19 protein-coding genes are annotated in these 20147 nt (G+C 71.0%); 13 read left to right on the plus strand and 6 right to left on the minus strand.

The features are described 5' to 3' along the window. Positions 1 to 109: 109 nt before the first annotated feature. Positions 110 to 1645 carry a cell division protein FtsZ gene (gene ftsZ, locus PPSIR1_RS51085; protein WP_006974232.1) on the minus strand — a complete coding sequence of 512 codons (1536 nt, stop codon included), beginning with the start codon at positions 1643 to 1645 and terminating at the stop codon, positions 110 to 112. A 325-nt stretch (positions 1646 to 1970) separates the two neighbouring features. On the opposite strand from ftsZ, the gene PPSIR1_RS43855 reads away from it, so the two are divergent. Then, positions 1971 to 4439 carry a bifunctional aminotransferase class I/II-fold pyridoxal phosphate-dependent enzyme/GNAT family N-acetyltransferase gene (locus PPSIR1_RS43855; RefSeq protein ID WP_006974233.1) on the plus strand — a complete coding sequence of 823 codons (2469 nt, stop codon included), beginning with the start codon at positions 1971 to 1973 and terminating at the stop codon, positions 4437 to 4439. Between the two features lies 1 nt (position 4440). Here the strand turns inward: PPSIR1_RS43855 and PPSIR1_RS26320 are convergent, their stop codons facing one another. Beyond that, entirely contained in the window at positions 4441 to 5289 is an 849-nt protein-coding gene (locus PPSIR1_RS26320; protein ID WP_006974234.1) for a shikimate dehydrogenase family protein, read from the minus strand. Continuing rightward, entirely contained in the window at positions 5286 to 6728 is a 1443-nt protein-coding gene (xseA, locus tag PPSIR1_RS26325) for an exodeoxyribonuclease VII large subunit (RefSeq protein WP_198154613.1), read from the minus strand. The genes PPSIR1_RS26320 and xseA overlap by 4 nt, the downstream gene beginning before the upstream one ends. A 76-nt stretch (positions 6729 to 6804) precedes the next feature. Between xseA and PPSIR1_RS26330 the strand changes: the two genes are divergently transcribed. The 3 genes from PPSIR1_RS26330 (at position 6805) to PPSIR1_RS26340 (ending at position 10975) form a co-directional block, all read left to right on the plus strand. After that, the gene (locus PPSIR1_RS26330; RefSeq protein ID WP_006974236.1) at positions 6805 to 7830 is read left to right on the plus strand and encodes a leucine-rich repeat domain-containing protein; all 1026 of its coding nucleotides are present in this window, start codon (positions 6805 to 6807) and stop codon (positions 7828 to 7830) included. A gap of 8 nt (positions 7831 to 7838) precedes the next feature. Beyond that, complete coding sequence (locus PPSIR1_RS26335) at positions 7839 to 10031, plus strand: hypothetical protein (protein ID WP_006974237.1); 2193 nt, start codon at positions 7839 to 7841, stop codon at positions 10029 to 10031. Between the two features lie 452 nt (positions 10032 to 10483). Continuing rightward, a complete protein-coding gene (locus tag PPSIR1_RS26340) occupies positions 10484 to 10975 on the plus strand; it encodes a hypothetical protein (RefSeq protein ID WP_006974238.1) in 492 nt (163 codons plus the stop codon). On the opposite strand, the gene PPSIR1_RS26345 is transcribed toward PPSIR1_RS26340, so the two are convergent. Both PPSIR1_RS26345 and PPSIR1_RS26350 read right to left on the minus strand, forming a co-directional pair. Then, a complete protein-coding gene (locus PPSIR1_RS26345; protein ID WP_006974239.1) occupies positions 10972 to 11433 on the minus strand; it encodes a hypothetical protein in 462 nt (153 codons plus the stop codon). The genes PPSIR1_RS26340 and PPSIR1_RS26345 overlap by 4 nt on opposite strands. A 3-nt stretch (positions 11434 to 11436) precedes the next feature. Beyond that, positions 11437 to 12099 carry a hypothetical protein gene (locus tag PPSIR1_RS26350; protein WP_006974240.1) on the minus strand — a complete coding sequence of 221 codons (663 nt, stop codon included), beginning with the start codon at positions 12097 to 12099 and terminating at the stop codon, positions 11437 to 11439. A gap of 66 nt (positions 12100 to 12165) precedes the next feature. Here PPSIR1_RS26350 and PPSIR1_RS26355 point away from each other — a divergent pair, with 66 nt between their 5' ends. The 3 genes from PPSIR1_RS26355 (at position 12166) to PPSIR1_RS26365 (ending at position 13598) form a co-directional block, all read left to right on the plus strand. After that, positions 12166 to 12396 (plus strand): SlyX family protein, encoded by a 231-nt coding sequence (locus PPSIR1_RS26355; protein ID WP_006974241.1) that lies wholly within the window; start codon positions 12166 to 12168, stop codon positions 12394 to 12396. Positions 12397 to 12439: 43 nt separating this feature from the next. Continuing rightward, a complete protein-coding gene (locus PPSIR1_RS26360; RefSeq protein ID WP_006974242.1) occupies positions 12440 to 13048 on the plus strand; it encodes an endonuclease/exonuclease/phosphatase family protein in 609 nt (202 codons plus the stop codon). Between the two features lie 154 nt (positions 13049 to 13202). Then, positions 13203 to 13598 carry a hypothetical protein gene (locus tag PPSIR1_RS26365; protein WP_006974243.1) on the plus strand — a complete coding sequence of 132 codons (396 nt, stop codon included), beginning with the start codon at positions 13203 to 13205 and terminating at the stop codon, positions 13596 to 13598. On the opposite strand, the gene PPSIR1_RS26370 is transcribed toward PPSIR1_RS26365, so the two are convergent. Next, positions 13595 to 15526, minus strand: a complete 1932-nt coding sequence (locus PPSIR1_RS26370) for a cholesterol oxidase substrate-binding domain-containing protein (protein ID WP_006974244.1) — start codon at positions 15524 to 15526, stop codon at positions 13595 to 13597. The two genes, PPSIR1_RS26365 and PPSIR1_RS26370, sit on opposite strands and share 4 nt — an antisense overlap. A gap of 120 nt (positions 15527 to 15646) precedes the next feature. On the opposite strand from PPSIR1_RS26370, the gene PPSIR1_RS26375 reads away from it, so the two are divergent. The 6 genes from PPSIR1_RS26375 to PPSIR1_RS26400 all read left to right on the plus strand — a co-directional run bounded on the left by PPSIR1_RS26375 (position 15647) and on the right by PPSIR1_RS26400 (position 20147). Then, entirely contained in the window at positions 15647 to 17413 is a 1767-nt protein-coding gene (locus tag PPSIR1_RS26375; RefSeq protein WP_086001715.1) for a carboxylesterase/lipase family protein, read from the plus strand. A gap of 92 nt (positions 17414 to 17505) precedes the next feature. Then, positions 17506 to 18423, plus strand: coding sequence for a universal stress protein (locus PPSIR1_RS26380; RefSeq protein ID WP_006974246.1), 918 nt, complete (start codon positions 17506 to 17508; stop codon positions 18421 to 18423). A gap of 47 nt (positions 18424 to 18470) precedes the next feature. Continuing rightward, a complete protein-coding gene (locus PPSIR1_RS26385; protein ID WP_157596007.1) occupies positions 18471 to 18893 on the plus strand; it encodes a hypothetical protein in 423 nt (140 codons plus the stop codon). Between the two features lie 30 nt (positions 18894 to 18923). Beyond that, complete coding sequence (locus PPSIR1_RS26390) at positions 18924 to 19262, plus strand: hypothetical protein (RefSeq protein WP_157596008.1); 339 nt, start codon at positions 18924 to 18926, stop codon at positions 19260 to 19262. Beyond that, positions 19263 to 19778 carry a hypothetical protein gene (locus tag PPSIR1_RS26395; protein ID WP_006974249.1) on the plus strand — a complete coding sequence of 172 codons (516 nt, stop codon included), beginning with the start codon at positions 19263 to 19265 and terminating at the stop codon, positions 19776 to 19778. Positions 19779 to 19808: 30 nt separating this feature from the next. Next, complete coding sequence (locus PPSIR1_RS26400) at positions 19809 to 20147, plus strand: hypothetical protein (RefSeq protein WP_157596009.1); 339 nt, start codon at positions 19809 to 19811, stop codon at positions 20145 to 20147.

The following is a 20147-nucleotide window of genomic DNA, read 5'->3' on the forward strand; positions in this document are numbered from 1 at the left end:
TAGAGCTCGCAGGGGAGACCCCACGAGGAAAATCCAAGTCAAGTAGAGCGGAATTCAGTTGTCGGAACGCAGCCCGAGTCGCGCTCGAGTCGGGCCGCGTCGGGAGGGCTCAGCGGACGTAGCCGTCGCCCTCGTTGCGCCGGCGCAGGAAGGCCGGGACTTCGCGGTCGCTGCCGTTGCCGATGTCGCTGCGGCTCCAGCCGCCGCTCATGCCAGCGCCGCCGCTGGTCATGCTGGCGCCGGGTCCAGCCCCGCGCTGGTAGTGCCCGGACTCCTGGGGCTGCGCGGTGCCGTGGGGAATGGGTTGGCCCTGGGTGGGCATGGGCGCGTGGCCGCCGTGCTGGGCGTGGCCGCCGTGCTGGGCGTGGCCGCCCATGTGTCCGCGCCCGTGGCCGTGACCGCCGGCGACGGGGGCCTGCTGAGAGGCGTGGGGCTGACCGCCGAACATGGGGTTGATCTTGGGCGGCGCGGCGGGCTTTTGCTGCTGCTTGCGCTGCAAGCTGGCGCCGAGCACCGGCGGGCAGTTGGACGACTGCGGGGCGTGGCCGCGCTGTTGCTGCTGGCCCTGGCCCATGTTCATGCCGCCCATGCCGGGCAAGACCATGTTGAGCTGCTGGGACTGGCGGCGGGCCCGGTTGGCGTGGGCCGCGATGGCGTTGCCGAGCAGCTCCTCCTCGGGCTCGTGCTGGTCGAAGCCGGTGGCGATGACGGTGATCCGCAGGGCCTCGCCCATGTTCGGATCGACGACGGCGCCGAAGATGATGTTGCAGTCCTCGTGGGCCGCTTCCATGATCAGCGAGGCGGCCTCCTCGACCTCGTGCAGGCGCAGGTTGGGCCCGGAGGTGATGTTCATCAGGATGCCCTTGGCGCCCTGGATGGTGACGTCCTCGAGCAGCGGGCTGTTGATGGCCTGCTGCGCCGCGGCGACGGCACGGCCCTCGTCGGCGCCGACGCCCATGCCCATGAGCGCGCGGCCCTGGCTGGCCATGATCGTGCGCACGTCGGCGAAGTCGACGTTGATGATGCCCGGGATGGTGATGAGATCCGAGACGCCCTGGGTGGCGTGCTGGAGCACCTCGTCCGCGAGGCAAAAGGCGTCCATCAGCGTGCTGTTCGCCGAGGTGACGTGCAGCAAGCGATCGTTGGGGATGGTGATGAGCGTGTCGACGGCCTGCTCGAGGCGCTCGATGCCCATCTCGGCGAACTTCATGCGCCGGCGGCCCTCGAAGGAGAAGGGCTTGGTGACGACGCCGACGGTCAGCGCTCCGCACTCGCGGGCGACCTGGGCGATGATCGGGGCCGCGCCCGTGCCGGTGCCGCCGCCCATGCCGGCGGTGACGAAGACCATGTCGGCGCCCTCGAGCAGTTCGCCGATCTCGTTGACGCTCTCGAGCGCTGCCTCGCGCCCGCGCTCGGGGTTGGCACCGGCGCCGAGGCCTCGGGTGACGCGGCGCCCGAGCTGCAGGCAGGTCGGCGCCTGGTTGCGCTCGAGGGCCTGCACGTCGGTGTTCGCGGCGATGAAGTCGACGCCGGGGACCTTGGACGCGATCATCGTGTTGACCGCGTTGCCGCCAGCACCGCCCACGCCGATCACCTTGATCTTGGCCTGGTCGTTGAAGGCGTCGTCGAGTTCGAAGTGAGCCATTTTTGGTTCCTCTGTGGGGTTTGGGGTGGGTTCCGCGCAGCTCGCGGGGAGGGTCGGTGTTCAGGCTTTATCGGGTCCGGATCTGCGGCGCAAAAAAGCGGACAAAACCGAAACGAGCTGCGAACGCCGCTATCCTACATGCACCTACCTGTCGCCGTTGACAGTCAGCCACCTGGCCCAGGAGGCGGTTTTGCGGGACCCGCACTGCTTGGCTCGCATGCGGAACCAACCGATCCGTTCCCGAAAATGCGGATGTCTTCTCCCACATCCGAAATGCACGGCGCCGTGAATGAAAGCGCTTACGGCTCGGCACTTCCTGGATGTCATGGCTGCCACGCACAACTTCTTCGACACCCTCGATCAGGTCATCAGCGACGGCGCAGAGCGGAGGCTCGGCCAGCTCCACACCTCGAACGAGCGCCTCGACGGGCGGCAGATTCGGGTCGAAGGCCAGGACCTCATCCACTTCGGTTCGTGCAGCTACCTCGCCCTCGAGCGGCACCCCGCTCTGACGGCGGGGGTCGTCGACGCGGTCCAGCGCTACGGCACGCAGTTCTCCTCGTCGCGGACCTTCATGTCCCTGGGCCTCTACGAGGAGCTCGAGACCCTGCTCGGCGAGATGTTCAACCGTCCCGTGATCGCCACGGCGACGACGACCCTCGGGCACCAGTCCTCGCTGCCAGTCATCGTCGGGGACGACGACGCCGTCATCCTCGACCAGCAGGTCCACGCCAGCGTCCAGACCGCGGCGCAGCTGCTCAAGGCCCGCGGGGTCGAGACCCACGTGGTCCGCCACAACCGCATGGACGCCCTCGAGCGCAAGCTTCTCCAGCTCAAGGCCAAGAAGCGGCACATCTGGTACCTCGCCGACGGCGTCTACTCGATGTACGGCGACTGCGCGCCGATGGCCAAGCTGCTCGAGCTGCTCGATCGCCACGAGCAGTTCCACTGCTACATCGACGACGCCCACGGCGTCGGCTGGGCCGGCAAGTTCGGGCGCGGCTACGCCCTGAGCCAGATGCCGCTGGGCCCCGACGGGCAACCCCGCGAGCAGCACGAGCGCATGGTCGTCGCGGTCTCGCTCAACAAGTCCTTCGCGGCCGCCGGCGGGGCCCTGGTCCTGCCCAACGAGGCCATGCGCCAGCGCATCCGCAACTGCGGGCCCACGCTGATCTTCTCCGGGCCCATCCAGCCGCCCATGCTCGGGGCCGCCGTCGCCTCGGCCAAGCTCCACCTGTCCGAGGCGCTGCCGGTGATGCAGGCCGAGCTCGCCGACAAGGTCGCCTATTGCCAGCAGACCATGGACGAGCTCGGGCTCCCGCAGATCGGCGTGTCCGGGGCCCCGCTCTTCTTCGTCCCCGCCGGCTTGCCGCGCATCGTCTACAACATCGTCCACCGCATGAAGGCCGAGGGCTTTTACTGCAACACGGGCGTGTTCCCGGCCGTGCCCATGCGCAACGGCGGGGTGCGCTTCACCATCAACCGCGAGCTGTCCAAGGCCGACATCCGGTCCATGCTCGAGCGCCTGCGCCACCACTACCCCCTGGCCCTGGCCGAGGAGGGGCAGACTGAGGAGCGCTTCAAGAAGGACTTTCGCTTCTGCGGCCTCGACCGGACCCTGCAAGCGCCCATCGAGCGCGTCGAGGAGCCGACCGCCAACGCCTTGAAGATCCGCAGCTTCGACAGCATCGCCGAGCTGACCCCCGACCAGCAGGGGCGCTGGGACCAGCGCTTCGCCGACCGCGGGCCCATGAGCGTGGCGACCTTGCTCGAGCTCGAGCAGGCCTTCGCCAACCCCGACGCGCCCCGCGAGCACCTCGACTTTCGCTACGTCGAGATCGAGGACGAGCAGGGCGCGCTGGTGCTCGCGGCCCACTACGTCGTCGGCCTGGTCAAGGAGGACATGTTCGCCAAGGTCGAGGTGTCCGAGAAGGTCGAGGCGATCCGCGCTGGCGGGGACCCAGACTTCCTCGTGTCCAAGGCCGTGGTCCTGGGCTCGCCGCTGAGCGTGGGCGAGCACCTCTTCCTCGACCGCGAGCACCCCCGCTGGGCCGAGGCCCTGTCGGAGCTGACGGGCCTGCTGCAGACCGTCAAGGAGGAGTGCGGCGCGACCCAGGTGTTCCTGCGCGACTTCCCCCGCGGCGCGGACAAGGCCCTCGAGCGGCGCATGCTCGAGCTGGGCTACTTCGAGTTCGGCCTGCCCGACATGATGGTCATCGACGACCTGCGCTGGGCCGACCGCCAGGACTACCTCTCGCGGCTGAGCTCCAAGTACCGCTACAACGTGCGCAAGGAGGCCATCGCCCACGAAGAGCGCTTCGAGGTCCTGGTCGGCGATGAGGATCCCGCCGCGCCCCTCGACGAGGCCGAGCTGCGCCGCTGCTACGAGCTCTACTGCCAGGTCCACGCCGGCGGCCTGCAGATCAACGTGTTCCGCTTGCCTTACGCCGTGTTCGCGGCCATGGCGCGCCACGCAGACTTCGACGTGCTGCGCTTTCGGCTCACGGACGAGCCCCAGCGCGGGACCGTGGCGGTGATGTTCAGCTACGTCGGGCCCACGCGCTACTCGGCGCTCATCGTCGGCTTCGACAAGGCCATCGTGCGCAGCCACAAGGTCTACAAGCAGGCCCTGTTCCGCACCGTCGAGCGGGCCCACGCCCTCGGCTCGGCCTCGCTCAACCTCGCGTTCACGGCGGAGCTCGAGAAGAAGAAGCTCGGCGCCCGGCCCAGGCCGACCTGCGCCTACGTGATGCTCGACGACACCTTCTCGGCGAGCGTGCTCGAGGCCGTCTAGCCTAGCCCTGGATTCCGATCGCCCTGCCCATGGCCGCCACCGCGGTCGTGGGCAGTTCGCGTTGCAGCCACAGCTCGAGGGCGCGGACGCCCTGCCACAAGAGCATGGGCAGGCCGTCTTGGCCGGGGAGCCCGCGCGCGCGCGCCTGGGCGAGCAGGCCGTGTTCGGGCGCGGGGTAGACGATGTCGACGACGCGGGCGTCCGCCGTCAGCGCGTCGAGCTCCAGGGGCACCGGGAAGTCCGCGGGGCCCTCGGCGAGGCCGACGATGGTGGTGTTGACCAGCAGCTGGGCGTCGAGCTCGAGGGCCGCCCAGCTCGTCGGTTGGATGCGATCGGCGAAGCTCGGGAAGCGCTCGGCGAGGCCCTCGGGCCTGCGGCTGACCCAGCGCAGCTCGAGCTGCGGGGCGTGGGCGAGGAGGGCGTCGACGATGGCCCGGGAGGCGCCGCCGGAGCCGAGCACGACGGCGCGGCGCAGCTGATCGAGGGGCGGACCGGGGAGCTGGGCGAGGCCGGCGACAAAGCCCACCCCGTCGGTGTTGTGGCCGACGACGCCGAGCTCGGGGTCGAAGCGCAGGGTGTTGACGGCTCCGACGCGCGCGGCCTCGGGGGCGAGCTGGTCGCAGATCGCCAAAGCGGCGCGCTTGTGCGGGACGGTCAGGTTGACGCCGCCGAAGCCGAGGGCCGCGGCGCCGCGGATCGCCGCCTCGAGCTGCCCGGGCACGACGTGGAAGGGCAGGTAGCGGTGCGGCAGACCGAGGGTGGCGAAGGCCGCCCCGTGCATGGCCGGCGAGCGCGAGTGGGCGATGGGGTCTCCGAACACGCCGAAGGCCTGGGGCAGGATCTCGCTCATGGGTCGACCGCCCCAGCCTTGGAGCGGACCTCGACGGACAGCTGGCCCTCGCTCAGGCGCAGCGAGACGGCGTCGCCGACCTCGACCTCGCTGGCCTTGCGGATCACCCGGCCGCCCTCGTCCCGGGCCAGGGCGTAGCCGCGGCCGAGCACCGCCAGGGGCGAGAGGGCGTCGAGCTTGCCGGCGGCCCGAGCCAGGCGCGGGCGCAGCTCGGCGGTCATCGAGCGCCCGGCCCGGATCAATCGGCGCTCGAGCTCGTGGAGGGCGCGGCGCTGCTGGGCGACGCGGACCCGGGGATCGACGGCGGCGAGGCGCTCGGCGAGGGCCCGGTGGCGGCGGCGGTCGGCCTCGAGGGCGCCGCGAACCTCGACGAGCAAGCGCGCGTGGCTGTGCTCGAGCTGGCCGCGCTGCTCCCGGACCCAGCTCCGACCCCAGCGCTCGAGCCGGCGCGAGCCCCCGTGCAAGCGCGCGCCCAGGTCCACGGTCCGCCGCTCGATGTTGCGGACCATGCGGCGCTGGTACTCGTCGAAGCGGGCCGCGAGCTCGCGGCGATCGGGGACGACGAGCTCGCCCGCCTGCGAGGGCGTGGCGGCCCGGCGATCGGCGACCAGATCGCACACGGTCACGTCGACCTCGTGGCCCACGGCCGAGACCACGGGCACCGGGCAGTCGACCACGGCCCGCGCCAGGCCCTCGTGGTTGAAGGCCCACAGGTCCTCCATGGAGCCCCCGCCCCGGCCCAGGATGATCACCTCGATGTCTCGCGCCTCGGCAGCCCGGGCCAGCAGGCGCAACGCGGCGATGAGCTCGTAGGGCGCCTCGGGGCCCTGGACCTTGGCCGGGGAGAGCAAGATGGGCGTGGGCATGCGCCGACGGACGACCTTGATGATGTCGTGCACGGCCGCGCCGTTGGGGCTGGTGACCACGCCGATGCCCCGGGGCCACGCAGGCAGCGGCCGCTTGCGAGCCTCGGCGAACAGGCCCTCGTCGTGGAGCTTGCGCTTGAGCTGCTCGAGGGCCAGGGCGAGCTCGCCGACGCCCACCGGCTCGGCCCGCTCGGCGTAGAGCTGAAAGCGTCCCTGGGCGGCGTAGATGCCCATGCGGCCGAACACGCGCAGGCGCTGCCCCTCTTGCAGGCGAAAGCGGAGCCGACGAACGCTGGTCGCCCACATCGCCGTGGGCAAGGCCCCCCGACCGTCCTTGAGGGTGAAGTAGGCGTGGCCGCTGCGCGGGAGCACGAGGTTGGAGACCTCGCCCTCGACCCACAGCCCGGCGATGTGTTGCTCGAGGGTTCGGTGGGCGAGCTCGACGGCCTCGGACACGGCGAACACCCGCGGGCGTCGGCCGCCCCCGCGCTCGCCTCCGCCCGAGCTGCCCGGACCGCCGCGACCCCCGGGGGCGCCCGGTCGCTTACCGAAGGGGATGCCGCGCCTGGCCATGGCCCGCGGTTGTATCACCCGCGGCGGCGGCGGCGAAGCAGACCGCGCCCGTGGCGTGCGACAATCCCGGGTCTCCATGCCCCGAGCCGACCACGCCCTCGCCCTCGAGCAGGCCCTGCGCGTCGACCCCAACGACGCGGCGACCTGGCAAGTCTACGCCGACGCCCTCAACGATCGCGGCGACCCCCGCGGGCAGCTGATCGCCCTCCACCACCGCCGCCTCGCCGCGCCCCACGACCCCGTGGTGGCCGCGGCCTTCGCCGAGCAGCTCGCCCGCGTCGAGGCCAGGCTCGCCGAGCGGCCGCTGCCGGTCTTCGACGGGCCCCACGAAGTCGACGGGGACGACGACGTCGTCGACTGGAGCGACGTCGAGATCCGCCCGGTCCAGCTCGAGCAGCGCCACGGCTTCGTCCTGAGCCTGTCGATGGCCCTGACCCCGGTGAACCTCCAGGCCCTCGCCGAGCTCCTCGCCCACCCGGCCGCCACGCTGCTCGGGACCCTGCGCATCCACGACCCCAGCTCACACCTCGCCCAGCCCGAGGACTACGACTACGACGAGGAGTGGTTGCCCCAGGCCCTCGCCCTCGACCGCCTCGACAGCCTGTGTCGCCTCGACCTGCGCAGGCTGGCGCGCCTGGCCGTCGAGTATTCGCCCCTGGGCAAGTCGGCGATCGCGCGCCTGGCCCAGACCGAGAGCCTGGCCAACTTGCGCGCCCTCGACCTGCGCTACGCGTGCATCGGCGACGCGGGCCTCGAGCGCCTCGCTACCGCCGATGCCCTGAGCGCCGTCGACGACTGGAGCCTGCAGCGCAACCGCGTCGGCGCCCGGGGTCTCCGGGCCCTGCTCGGCGCGGGCCCGAGCGACGCCCGTGCGCCCCTGCGCCGCCTCGACCTGCGCGACAACCCCCTCGGCCCCGAAGGCGCGGCCGTGATCGCCGACTCCCCGCGCGTCGCCAAGCTCGAGCGCCTGCTCGCCTACCAGCGCGACCTCGGCCCCGCGGGCGCCCAGGCCCTCGGTCGCGCGAGCCAGCTCCCCGTCGCCATCCGCCGGCTGTGGGCCGGCGTCGCCCATGGCCTCGCCCCCGCCTCTGCCCCTGTCTGAGATCCGCCATGACCGATCCGACGCTGCCCTCCGTCCGCGACCCCGCCTTCGCCCAGGCCCTGGCCTTCGCCGAGCTGCCCCCCGACCAGCGCCGGCGCGTGGGCGACGAGCTGCGCGACTGGTTCTTCGAGCTGTGCGCGGCCGGGTCCGAGGGCAGCCCCGACCAGCGCGCGCGCCTGCGCAAGGTCGCGGCCGCCGTCGAGCTCGCCCCCGGGGAGCTCGGCTGCATCGACGGCCTGTCCCTCGCGCCCCACCCCACGGCCCGGCACCAGAGCGTGCGCTTCGTCCAGCTCGCCGAGCTCCCCGAGGCCCTGCGGCCCCGCTGCGCCCGGCCCTCGCCCGCCGCCCCCGAGCTCGCGGCCGTGTTCGTCGACCCCGAGGAGTTCAGCTTCCGCAGCTTCGAGAACATCGTCCCCCTCGACGCCCTGCTCGAGCCCCAGCTCGGCGAGCCCATGCGCCTCGCCAAGGTCCGGCGCTGCGGCGCGGCCCGGTCCGCGAGCGCCTACCTCTACCGCCTCCACGCCCCCGACTCGGCCCTCGCCGCGCTCACACGCCTGGACACCCTCGGCCTCTACCGCCCGCCCTTCAACGCCGGCTCCCGGGGCGGCGAGCGCTTCATCTTCCACTCGGCCAGCCTCGCCGCCGCGCTGACCCAGGCCCTGCGCGACGCCCTACCCCCGGCCTGGGCCCAGGGCTTCACCCACCTCAACCCGGTGTTCCGCTGCAACCGCTTCCGGCCCGGGGACGCCCCCTTCACGCGCCACGTCGACACGCCCTACTACGACCCCAACCAGCGCCAGGTCTCGCGCTACACCCTGCTGCTCTACCTGCGCGGGGGCGCCACCGAGGCCGGCCCGGCCACGCTGGACATCGAGGACCCCGCCGGGCCCATCGAGCTGCGCGCGCTCGAGGCCTTCGACTGCGTGCTCTTCCCCCAAGATCGCCCCCACGCGGGCGCCCCCTTCGACGCGGGCGACAAGGTCTTCCTGCGCACCGAGCTGATCTTCGAGCTGCAGGGCGAAGTCGTCGAGCACCGCCAGAGCATCGCCGCGCTGTTCTCCAAGGCCTGCTACCTCGACGGCGAGAGCGTGTTCGCCCCGGAGCTCCAGCGCCACGCCGCGGCGCGCTACGACCGGGCCGCGCGAGCCCACTGGGGCGTGCGCGAGGCCGCCGCGCAGTCGCGCGAGGCCGTCGAGCCCTACGTGCACAAGCGCTTTCGGGGCCTCGAGTTCGTGACCAACGGCCACGACTACTACTTCACCAAGAAGGCCGCGAGCCTGCGCGAGTGCGCGGCCGTGGCGATCCTCGACCTGCTCAACGCGCGGGTCGTGCCGCGCCCCGAAGACACCACCAACGACGAGCGGCTGGGCGACGCCCTGGGCCTCGGCTGCTTCCGCAAGCTGTGCGAGCGCGAGGTCTTCGAACTCGGCGGGGAGACCGACCCGGCCGAGGCCATCGCCGCTCGCCTGGCCGACGCCCGAGCGTGCGCCGAAGCGCCCCTGCTCCCGAGCGACGACGCCCTCCTCGACCCGCTCTTCCCCCCCGCCGAGACCCCCGCCCCCGAGCTGTGCTGCCCCTTCCACACCTGGCCAGCCTGGGACGCCACCCGCCACGACGAGACCATCGACCTCTACGAGCGCGCCCAGGGCTTCGCCCGACGTCGCATCCGCGGGGCGCCCCTGCTCGCCCTTGGCGAACAGCTCTACCTCGACCTGGACCGCTTCGTCGTCGAGGGCGACAAGATCCACGTGCTCAGCGACACCGCCCTGAGCCCGGTCAACTTCGCCGCGTGCTGGAACGACGAGACGCGCCCGCCCAACTACATCGACACCGAGCTGACCCTCGAAGCCCCGCACCTCCTGCTCCCGCCCATCGCGTTCGCGCAGCTGGGCGAGCTCGTCCACCTGAGCCTCGACTTGTTCCGCAACACCTGGATGCTTCGGGCCCGACCCCAGCCCGTCCCCGTCCCGCGGATCCGCAACCTCGGCCAGGAGGACTTCGAAGAAGTCGGCGATCCGAGCGCCCTCGCCAGCCCCTGGATGGAAGCCGCCGGGATCACCCTGAGCGGCACGACACCGTCCCTGCCGACCGGACCTTCCCCCTGGTGGGCCTACTTCGGCAGCGACCACGTCGCCGAGATCGATCCCGAGGCTGCGCTCTTGCGCGAGCTCTACGGCGATCTCCACGAAGCCGAGAGCTGACCTCTGTTTTGCCCCCACAGCCGGCTGGGACCGGGGGCGCTTCGTCGCTCCGCTCCTCCTCTTTGGCTTGGTGGGCAATGAAGTTCGTGCCTTGGAGAAGGCTCGTGGTCGCCCCCCCAAGCGGGGGCGTGGTTTTGCCCCCACAGCCGGCTGGGACCGGGGGCGCTTCGTCGCTCCGCTCCTCCTCTTTGGCTTGGTGGGCAATGGAGTTCGTCCCTTGGAGAAGGCTCGTGGTCGCCCCCCAAGCGGGGGCGTGGATTCGTTGACGGCGTGGCGTCGTCCACGACGGCGAAAGGGGAGGGGCTGTGAATTCATGCGCAGCCCCTTCCCTTCGGGCTGCGCGCAACAGCGAGGCTCGCCTTCGCCCCCTCGCTTTCCGCGCGCAGCTGCGCGCTCGGTCGAGCTTTGGACTCGGGCTGGATCTGCGCCGCGCCAGGGCCGATGATGGGGCCATGGTGAGGATCGTCGAACCCGACTCGTTGGTCGACGGCGACGACTGGTTCATCGCGCACTACCTGCGCACCCAGTGCGTCTACTTTGGTCCGCAAGTCAGCGATCAGAGCTTCGAGAAGTTCATGGCCCAGTTCGAGGCGGACATCGTCGACCGCCCCATGAGCCAGCGGATCGCGGTGCTCTACTACGTCCCCGACATCGCCGCGATGGACTCGCCCCGGCGCCGGCAGATCGCGGGCGTGCTCAAAGAGCAGGAAGAGAAGCTGACCCGGACCACCGCGGCCTTTTGCGTCGCGACCCGCTCGCCCCTGGTCCGCGGGGTGCTCAGCGCCCTGTTTTGGCTCGCCCCTCCCGGCTACCCCAACAAGATCACCAACAGCCCCGACGAGGCGCTGCGCTTTTTGGCCGAGCACCTCAGCGCCGTGAACCCCGAGCGCATCGGGCCCAGCTTCACCCAGCTCCTCGACCGACGCGCTCGCAAGGCTAGCTAGGGAGAGGCCTCGGCCGCCAGCGCGAGGGCCTGCGCCGTCTCGCCGTCGAAGCCGCCGAGGACCTCGAAGGCCGCGGACATGAAGCGCGCCCAGTCGGCGAGGGCCCGGCGCTGCTCCGCGCTCAACCACGTCACCCCGAGCTGGTCGCGCACGCAGCTCGACAAAAAGATCCACAGCTCCGCGTCGTCGGGCTCGCTCAGCATGCGCCGCAGCGCCGCCGGCAGGTAGTAGGCCACGGCCTGCGGCGTCATGTAGCGGAAGTCCTCCATGTGCAGGCCAGCGAGGAGCTGCGCCTCCATCTCGCCCCTGCTCCGACCGAGGAAGTGCTTCACCACGTAGGGCCCATCGATGCCACCAGTGGTCAGCTCTGCCGCCGTGCGCGGCATCGTCGCGCCCCCGAAGGCGGCTTCGATTCGCGCCTCGATCTCGGCCCGCGAGTGCGTCGTACGCTCGACCATGGCTCAGGGCCAGCTCGGCTCGTCCGTGTCGTCGTCGTCGCACACGGTCCGCTCGAGGCTGCAGTCGCCGTAGACCCCGGCCCGCGCGGCGATCAGGCACACGCCGCACTGCGCCGGGTCCTCGGCGCACAGCGGGTCGCAGGCCCGGTCGGCGCAGGAGTAGAGCTCGCCGAGCAGGCGCGTGGTCACGGGCGTGGTGTCGGTGAAGCAGTTCGCGGCGCAGGCCGAGTTTGGATCGCCGCACTCGCCGATGCAGGTCTCGAGCTGCGAGCAGCTCAGCAGCTTGATGGTCCCGGGGGTGACGCACCAGCACGCGTGCTGGAAGGTCTCCGTGGGCGTGCAGGTGAAGTTCATCAGCTGCGAGCCGCACTGCTCGAGGCACGAGATGGTCTCGAGCACCCCGGACTCGGGGTTGCAGTGCTCGAGGGTGTCCTGGTCCGAGCAGTGCTCGTCGAGCAGCGAGCAAGGGCCGCCGTCGTCGCCGGCCTCGTCCTCCGCCTCGTCGTCGCCCCCGTCCGTGCCCTCGTCGGTGCCTCCGTCGTCCGCCCCCTCGTCGACGCTCTCGAGCTCCTGAAAGAAGTCGCAGCCCGTCAACGGAGCGAGCCCGAGCCCCCCCAGGAAGAGGAGGCCGAGGACGGGAGACAGCCGAGCAGAGCGCGCGCGCACGCATCCGCTATGCCCCGGCCGCCGCCGCGCCCCAAAAAACTGTCGAAAGCGTGGCAAGCTCCGCCCATGTCGAGCACGGACGAGCCGAAGCAGGCGGACCTCGAGGCCCGCGTCGTCGAGTTGGAGATTGCCCTGAGCTTCGAGCGCCAGACCCGGGAGGCCCTCGACGAGGTCGTGCGCGAGTTCACCGCCCGCGTCGAGGTCCTCGAGGCCCGGCTGAGCGCGCTCGGCGAGCAGGTCCGCGGAACCGAGACCGACGAGGTCGACGACGGCTCGGGCTACAAGTTCTCGGGCTGATGGTGTGACGCGGGGTCTATGAGACCCGTGACACGTTGATTTCGTGCGCGGGATCTCTTGGAACCTGGGGACGAAGGGCAAGCGGGAGACCAGGGCGCTGGAGCTCCTCCCCGGGCTCGTCTCGGGCCTTCAGCCGGACCTTCTCGTCCTCGCCGAGTCCCCCGAAGATGGCGCGCGGCTCGAGGGCTTCGAGCGCGCCGACCCGATGCCGAGCGCCCGCGGACTCGAGACGCACTACCGCGAGACCGCGCTGAGCGTCCGGGCTCTGGGCCAGGGGAGCCACTACTCGGCCTACGAACTCGCCGCCCCGCGCACGCGCAGCAGCCTCAACCTGGTCACCGTCCACCTTCAATCGCCCCTCCGCGACCGCGGTGAGCAGGCTCGCGCGAGGAAGCGGGCTCAGCGGTGTCGAGAGTTCATCGAGGACCTCGAACATGCTGCCGGGAATACCCGGACGATCATCCTGGGCGACTTCAACATGGATCCCTTCGCTGTGGCGATGCTCGACATCGACGGTCTCAACGCCGTCAGCACGACGACTCGAACGCTCTACAACCCATGCTGGAGTCTCCTCGGCGATCGGCCGGGACCTTCTTCGTGGACAACGACGGTCCGGCAGGTTGCTTCTGGCACGTTCCCGATCAGCTGTTGATCCGCGGAGAGCTGGCCGGTTTTCTCAATCATGTGCGCGTCGTCGATCGCGTGGGCGAGCTAGACTTGGTGAGCGCTCGCGCCCGCAAGCCGGCACTGTCCGACCACCTTCCGCTCGCGTTCGAGCTCGATCCAACAATCTGGAGCAGCCACCCATGATGATTTCAGCGCCCCGCTTTTGGCCCACCAACCCCGGCTCGTCCACGCCCGACGACTCCCCGGGAGACATCCTTCGCGCAGCTGCGGCCGAGCTCGAGGGGCTGACGGCCGGTACGGTCTCCGCCGAGCTCCGCAGCCACCGCGACGGCGAGGACCTGCGCTACGACTTTTACCTGCTCGCTCGGCGCGCGGACTACCACTTCCTGTTGTTCCGAGCCAGCCTCGACCGCATCGGCTATCCCGTGACGCTCTTCGACCGGCCGGGCGACGCCAGCGAGCCCCTGCCCTCGGAGTCGACCTGCCTCACCCCCGAGGCCCTCGAGGGCGAGCTCAAGGCGCTGTTCACCCGCGCGGGCACCAACGCCATCATCGCCCAGCTGCGCAAGCTCTAGTCGTCGTACTCGAACAATGTCGAGATCAGCGGCGTCCGGAACAGCCCGCAGGCGTCGCGTCCAGCCAGGGTCTTCGCCGCCCAGGCCCAGGTGTCGTCCTCGGGCCGACCGCACGACAGCTCCCGGCGGTTCGCGTCGATGAAGCCCGCGTTGCGCCACGGGCCATCCTGCGTATAAGCCCAGCCCTTCGACCACTCGGCGATCACCCGGGCGTGGGGCGCCTCGAAGCGCTCGCTCATCCACGCCTCGAGCTCGGTGTAGAAGGCGTCGGCGTGGGCAGTGCCCGGGAGGGTGAGCACGTCGAGCCACAGGGCGACGTCGAAGCCGTGCTCGCGGGTGTCGGCGTCGGCGGACAGGCCCGAGAGGGTCGGGCGCTGCTCGGGCGGGGCCCCCTCCCAGGCCTCGTCGATGCCGGTGACGCGGATCTCGAGGGGCTGGTTGACGGGGTACTGCCCGCGCCCGGCGTACTCCTCGAGCATCTCGTTGAAGCGCTCGCTAAAGTCGTGGATCGCCTGCTGCATGTCCTCGCGCCGCATGAGCACGGCGTAGCCGTTGGCCGTGACCCGCACCGTGGTGTCCTTGACGTAGAGCAGGGTGTTCTTCGACGGGCCCCAGATGTCCCGGGACACGGGGTAGGCGTCGCGGCCTAGAGGATCCTTGCCGTCGAGGCCCTGGCCGGTGAGCTCGGCCATGAGCTTCCCGAGCTGCACGGCCGTCCCGGGGATCGCCGTGATCAGCTTGAGCAGATCGGTGACGATGTCGGGCATGTTGTCGGAGAAGGGGTAGTTGTTGGGACCGGTGACCTCCCGCGAGGCCTCGGGCTTGGTCTCGGCGACGCTCCAGACCTTGAGCCAGGGCTTGGTCGAAAAGGGGAACCAGATCACCTCGATCCGGCCGCTGCGCTCGAGGAAGTCGGCGCAGCTGCGCCGCGGGATGACGTTCTGCGCCGGGGGCTCGGCGAACAGCTTGGCCGCCGGGATGTTGGTGTAGCTGCGGCAGCGCATGGTGTAGTTGGGCACGGCCTCGAGCACTGCGGAGGTCACGAAGGCGCCGCCGAGGTGGGTCATCAGCGCGCGCGCCTCGGCGGCCTGGCGGCGGACGGTGTGCACGCCGTAGACGCCCGGGTTGTCGGCCTCGGGGTCCGTGCCGACGATCTCGAGCTCGACGATGCGGTTGCTCATCGAGCCGAAGTTGCGGCGGTCCTGGCCCTTCTCCTTGCGGTTGGGGATCGCCGTGCCGTGGCCGTTGATGGCCAGCACCCCGCCCACGCTCAGGTGACCCGGCGCGGGCGTGTGCACGAAGCCCAGGCCCTCGCCCTCGAGGAAGGCGAGCAGCTCGCCCATGGTCGCGCCGGTGCCGACCCGGACCCGGCGCCCGTCGACCATGGCCATGGCGTTGAGGAACTTGGTAGTGTCGACCAGCATCAGCTTGGGGTCGCTGTCGGCCCGCTGGGCGATGGTCAGCGGCGACCAGTTGTGCATGATGCCGCGGGGCCGGACGGAGAAACCCGCGACCTTGGCCCAGTTGCAGACCTGCGCGACCTCCTGGGCGCTCCGCGGGGCGCAGGTCCACGGGTGCGCGGCCGTGATCGTCCCGTCCCAGTTCTCGTAGGGCAGCGGCGCGACGGGGATGTCCGCGGGGAAGGCATCGGGGCGCGGGCCGTCCTCGGCCTCGTCGACGCCGACGAAGCGAACCTCGACATCGAGGGTCGTCCCGCGGACCTCGAACACCGCGGTCCGGCCGTTCATCTCGAAGCGCAGGCGCTCCCCCGCGGCCTCGCGCTCGCCGAGCACCGCCTTGACGACGGGCCAGACCTCGACGCCGGTCGCGAAGGTCGTGGCGGCGAGGTCGATGACCCCCGACCGACCGATGGCAAAATTGTGGGTGCGGTGGGAGCTGCGCTCGGGGTTGGCGACGACGAAATTCATCACGAACCAGCCTCGATTTCGACAACGGATGTTTTGGACGGCGTGCATGGCGAGCGCCCAAAACTAGCACCCACGCCATGGTTCCCTGGGCTCCGAGGCCGGTCGCGCTACCATGACGACATGGCTGCCACGCCCAAACCCAGAGTACCCATCCTCGCCCTCGCCCTCGTGTTTGCGAGCGCCTGCCCGGACACGAGCGAACCCGAGCGAACCGGCGGCGAGACCCCCGGGACGGATGACGAGGCTGGAGACTCGAGCGAGGACTCGACGGGAGAGCCGGAGACGGAGACCGAGACCGAGACCGGGACCGAGACCGGGACTGAAACCGGGACTGAAACTGAAACTGAAACTGAAACTGAAACCGAGACCGAGACCGAAGGCGAGGAGTCGACGGGGCCGGGCCAACCCTGCGGCGAGGACCCCGATCCCTTCCAGGTCGAGACCACCCTCGGCCTCGTCGAGGGCCGCGACGCCGTCGACGGCCAGGGCCTGCGCTACTGGGGCATCCCCTACGCGGCGCCGCCCGTGGGCCCGCTGCGCTTCGCCCCGCCCCAGCCCCCCGAGCCCTGGGACGAGCCCCTCGTCGCGTTCACCCGCGGGCCCAAGTGCGTCCAGCCCCTCGACGCCGAGGGCAGCGGGACCGAGGGCGAGGAGGACTGCCTGCAGCTCAACGTGTGGACGCCCCAGGCCTGCGTGGGCGCGGACCTGCCGGTGATGGTGTTCATCCACGGGGGCGGCAACGCCATCGGCAGCGCCGTCGAGCCGCTCTACGAGGGCACGCCCTTGTCGCACACCCAGGAGGTCGTGGTCGTGACCCTCAACTACCGCCTGGGCGCCCTGGGCAACCTCGCCCACCCGGGCCTCGACGCCGAGAGCCCCGACGGGGTCTCGGGCAACTACGGGCTCCAGGATCAGATCGCGGCCCTCGAGTGGGTGCAGGCCAACATCGCGGCCTTCGGCGGGGACCCGGAGCGCGTGCTGGTGTTCGGCGAGTCCGCGGGCGCCGTCAACACCTGCGCGCTGATCACCACCCCCGCCGCCCAGGGCCTGTTCAGCGCGGCCCTGGTCCAAAGCGGCGCCTGCTCGCCGCCGACCCGGGCGGCCGTCGACCCCAACGCCGAGGAGCTGGCCGCGAGCGCGGGCTGTACGGGCACGCCCGAGGAGGTCGTCGCCTGCCTGCGCGCCCTGCCCCCCGAGGAGCTCGCCTTGCTCGAGCCCACGGGCTATCCGAGCGTCGCCGCCCTCGGCCGCGGCTGGGGCCCCCACGTCGACGGCGTCGTGCTGCCCGCGTCGCCCCTCGAGGCCATGGCCGCCGGCACCCCCGGGACGCCCCTGGTCATCGGCAGCAACCGCGACGAGACCTTCCGGGACGTCCCCCCGGGGCTCACCGAGGCCCAGGTCACCGCGCTGATCGACGCGACCTTCTCCGCGCTCGCGCCCCAGGTCCTCGCCGCCTACCCCTTCGCCGACTACCCCAGCCCTAGCGAGATGTACGCCCAGCTGACCACGGACCTGAAGTTCATCTGCTCGGCCCGCCGGGGCGCCGAGGCCAGCTTCGCCGGCGGCGCGCCGACCTGGCGCTACCAGTTCGCCTACGACGGCTACTTCGTCCCCCCGGACACCCCCGCCTACGCCTTCCACGGCCTCGAGCTCCTCTACCTGTTCGACAACTTCAGCATCTTCGAGGGCATCAACTACCCGAGCCTGCCCTCGGACGTGGCGCTGAGCGAGGCCATGCAGGCTCGGTGGGTCGAGTTCGCGGCGACGGGGGTGTTCGAGGGGCCGGCCTACGACGGCGCGGATCCCTACCTCGACCTCGACGACCCGATCATCGAGGGCGCCGGGCTGCGCACCGAGCAGTGCGACTTTTGGGATGCGCTGCTCTGACGGTGCCGGCAGGACCTGCGCCCCCTTGCGCCTTCGACCGTAGAGATTGCGATCCACGCAGATGCTGCGTCGGACTAGGGTGTCAGTGGCCCATGTCCGACGACACGCTCCCGACCTCCCCCGCCCTCGGCCACGACGACGCTCCTCGCTGGAGGGTGGGCCTCGATCTCCGCCCGCGAAGCCACGGCGCCGCCCGCTTCGCCGCCTGGCTGCACGAGCGCGACCCCTCCATCCACCTCGACGGCGTGCACCTCGTCGACGCGAGCTTGCTCGAGCTCCCCGACTCGGGCGCGCGGGTTCAGCTCGTCGACCGGGCCCGGCGCGCGGCCGAGGCCGCCCTCGAGTCCCTGGGGGTCCGCGAGCACTACCAGCACGTCCACGCCCTCGTGACCACGGACGTCGTCCGGGCCCTCGCCGTCAGCGGCGGACTCAGCACCGTCACCGGGCTCATCGTCGGTCGCCGCGCGGGAGGTGAGGAGCGGGCCCTCGTCCGCCTCGGCCGCATCTGCCGTCGGCTCCTGCGCCGCGCCGAGTCCCCCGTGTTCGTGGTGCCCCCCGACCTCCAGCCCGCGCACCTCGGCGCCGGGCCGATCGTGTGCGCCGTGACACCCGAGCCCGCGAGCCTGGCCGCGGCCCGCTACGCGATGCAGCTCGGCAAAGCCATCGATCGCCCCGTCGTCTACATCCAAGCCATCGCCCTGAGCGTCCCCATGGGCCTGCCCTACGTGCCCGAGAGCGCCTGGGTCGACCTGCACGAGCAACACATGGGCCGCAGCCAGGAGACGCTGGCCCAGTGGTGCGACAAAAATGGCCTCGAGGGCGAACAGAAGGTGATCTCTGGGCCCGTGGTCTACGAGCTCATCGCCACCGCCCGGCGCCTCGACGGCTGCATGATCGTGTGCGGCTCGCGGCAGCTGAGCACCGCCGAGCGGCTGTGGACGGCGAGCACGGGCATGGGGCTAGCGGCCGGCTCGCACCTCCCGGTGGCGATCGTCCCACCCGAGGAATGAGCCAGGTGGCCCGCCAGGCGACCCGCCAGTGGTGTACCGTCGCCCCGATGGGCAAGCATGGTGTTCACGCTAGTGGCCGGCGCGTCGCGCTGTCCCTCGTCGCGGCCTTCTCCCTCGCCTGCGCCGACTCCGGCGGCGACGAGGGCATGGACGAAGTCGGGATGACCGAAGACAGCGAGGAGTCGACGGCGACGGACAGCTCGGGCTCGAGCTCGGACGAGACGGGCACCGACGCCGAGACCGGCACCGACACCGACACCGACACCGGCGTAGCCTGCACCTACCCCGAGGGGGCCGTCGAGCCCATGGCCCTCGACGCCGTGATGTCGCCCTACAGCTGGCCCGGCGCCGTGCGAGCCGACGGCACCGTGGCCTTCCTCGATCTCGCCAAGGCCCCCTGCGCCGACGACGAGGCCATCGACTGGAGCATCCACGACTTACTCGTGTTCATCTCCATCCCCGCTTGGTGACCGGCCTGCGTTCAGCACGCCGGTTCGGTCGTGCAAGTGGAGCAGCAGATCGTCGACGCGGGCGCCGAGATCATCTGGGTGCTCGAGGCCAACGCCCTCTTCCAACCCGGCACGGCCCAGGCCTGCCGCGACTTCATGGACGCGCAGGGCAGCCAGCTCGGCTGGTGCGTGGGCGACGGGGAGACCATGCCGACGGCGGGCACCTTCGACAATTCGCCCTTCAGCCAGATGCGGGGCTTCGACATCATCGTGCCCCGGGAGTCCATGGTCATCGAGTTCTCGACCAGTCACGGGACGCCAGGCGGTAACGACAACATCTCCGGGTCCGATTTGCTCGCGCAGATCGAAATGATCGCGGAGACACTGTAAATGCGAACAACTGAACACTCACCACGGATCGGGCGGCTCCTCGTCGGCGGTCTGGCCCTGGCCCTCGCTGGCACGGGCTGCACCGACGACGGCGGCGGCGGCGACGAGCTCGCGGCGGACACGGGCACCAGCGCCATGGACACGGAGTCGAGCTCGGACAGCGCCGGGACGACCTCGACGGACACGGAGTCGGACTCGGGCTCGAGCTCCGACGCCGGCACCACCGAGTCCAGCACCGACACCACCACCGACGACGGCACCACCGAGTCCAGCACCGACACCACCACCGACGACGGCACCACCGAGACCACCGGCATGAGCTGCGCCTACCCGGACGGCGCCGTCGAGCCCATGGCCCTCAACGAGGTCCTGTGGCCCTACAGCTGGTCCGAGGCCATCCGCGCCGACGGGACCACGGCCGCCCTCGACCTCGAAGAGGTCCCCTGCGACACGGACGCGGTCATCGACTGGAGCATCCACGACTTACTCGTGTTCATCTCCGTACCCGCTTGGTGACCGGGCTGCGTGCAGCACACCGGTTCGGTCGTGCAAGTTGAGCAGCAGATCGTGGACGCCGGCGCGGAGGTCATCTGGATCCTCGCGCAAGACGGCTTCGGAACCCCCGGCACCGCTCAGAGCTGCCGGAACTTCATGGACAGCCAGGGCAGCGAGCTCGGCTGGTGCGTCGGCGACGGGCAGACCGCCCCGACGGCGGAGGCCTTCATGGACTCGCCCTTCGGCAACGGCAAGGGCTTCGACATGGTCGTCGTGCGCGAGACGATGGAGGTCGTGTTCGTCACCAGCCACGGCATCGGCGGCGGCTTCGAGAACCTCACGGGCGAGGAGCTCCTCGCCGAGATTCAGATGATCGCCGAGAGCCTCTGA

It is taken from the genome of Plesiocystis pacifica SIR-1, from assembly GCF_000170895.1.
GTDB classification, from domain to species: Bacteria; Myxococcota_A; Polyangia; order Nannocystales; family Nannocystaceae; genus Plesiocystis; species Plesiocystis pacifica.

Excerpts from the sequence above, each read along its gene's own strand:
- ftsZ (WP_006974232.1), bottom strand. The coding sequence starts at position 1,645 with ATGGCTCACTTCGAACTCGACGACGCCTTCAACGACCAGGCCAAGATC.
- PPSIR1_RS43855 (WP_006974233.1), top strand. The coding sequence starts at position 1,971 with ATGGCTGCCACGCACAACTTCTTCGACACCCTCGATCAGGTCATCAGC.
- PPSIR1_RS26320 (WP_006974234.1), bottom strand. The coding sequence starts at position 5,289 with ATGAGCGAGATCCTGCCCCAGGCCTTCGGCGTGTTCGGAGACCCCATC.
- xseA (WP_198154613.1), bottom strand. The coding sequence starts at position 6,728 with ATGGCCAGGCGCGGCATCCCCTTCGGTAAGCGACCGGGCGCCCCCGGG.
- PPSIR1_RS26330 (WP_006974236.1), top strand. The coding sequence starts at position 6,805 with ATGCCCCGAGCCGACCACGCCCTCGCCCTCGAGCAGGCCCTGCGCGTC.
- PPSIR1_RS26335 (WP_006974237.1), top strand. The coding sequence starts at position 7,839 with ATGACCGATCCGACGCTGCCCTCCGTCCGCGACCCCGCCTTCGCCCAG.
- PPSIR1_RS26340 (WP_006974238.1), top strand. The coding sequence starts at position 10,484 with ATGGTGAGGATCGTCGAACCCGACTCGTTGGTCGACGGCGACGACTGG.
- PPSIR1_RS26345 (WP_006974239.1), bottom strand. The coding sequence starts at position 11,433 with ATGGTCGAGCGTACGACGCACTCGCGGGCCGAGATCGAGGCGCGAATC.
- PPSIR1_RS26355 (WP_006974241.1), top strand. The coding sequence starts at position 12,166 with ATGTCGAGCACGGACGAGCCGAAGCAGGCGGACCTCGAGGCCCGCGTC.
- PPSIR1_RS26365 (WP_006974243.1), top strand. The coding sequence starts at position 13,203 with ATGATGATTTCAGCGCCCCGCTTTTGGCCCACCAACCCCGGCTCGTCC.
- PPSIR1_RS26370 (WP_006974244.1), bottom strand. The coding sequence starts at position 15,526 with ATGAATTTCGTCGTCGCCAACCCCGAGCGCAGCTCCCACCGCACCCAC.
- PPSIR1_RS26375 (WP_086001715.1), top strand. The coding sequence starts at position 15,647 with ATGGCTGCCACGCCCAAACCCAGAGTACCCATCCTCGCCCTCGCCCTC.
- PPSIR1_RS26380 (WP_006974246.1), top strand. The coding sequence starts at position 17,506 with ATGTCCGACGACACGCTCCCGACCTCCCCCGCCCTCGGCCACGACGAC.
- PPSIR1_RS26385 (WP_157596007.1), top strand. The coding sequence starts at position 18,471 with ATGGGCAAGCATGGTGTTCACGCTAGTGGCCGGCGCGTCGCGCTGTCC.
- PPSIR1_RS26395 (WP_006974249.1), top strand. The coding sequence starts at position 19,263 with ATGCGAACAACTGAACACTCACCACGGATCGGGCGGCTCCTCGTCGGC.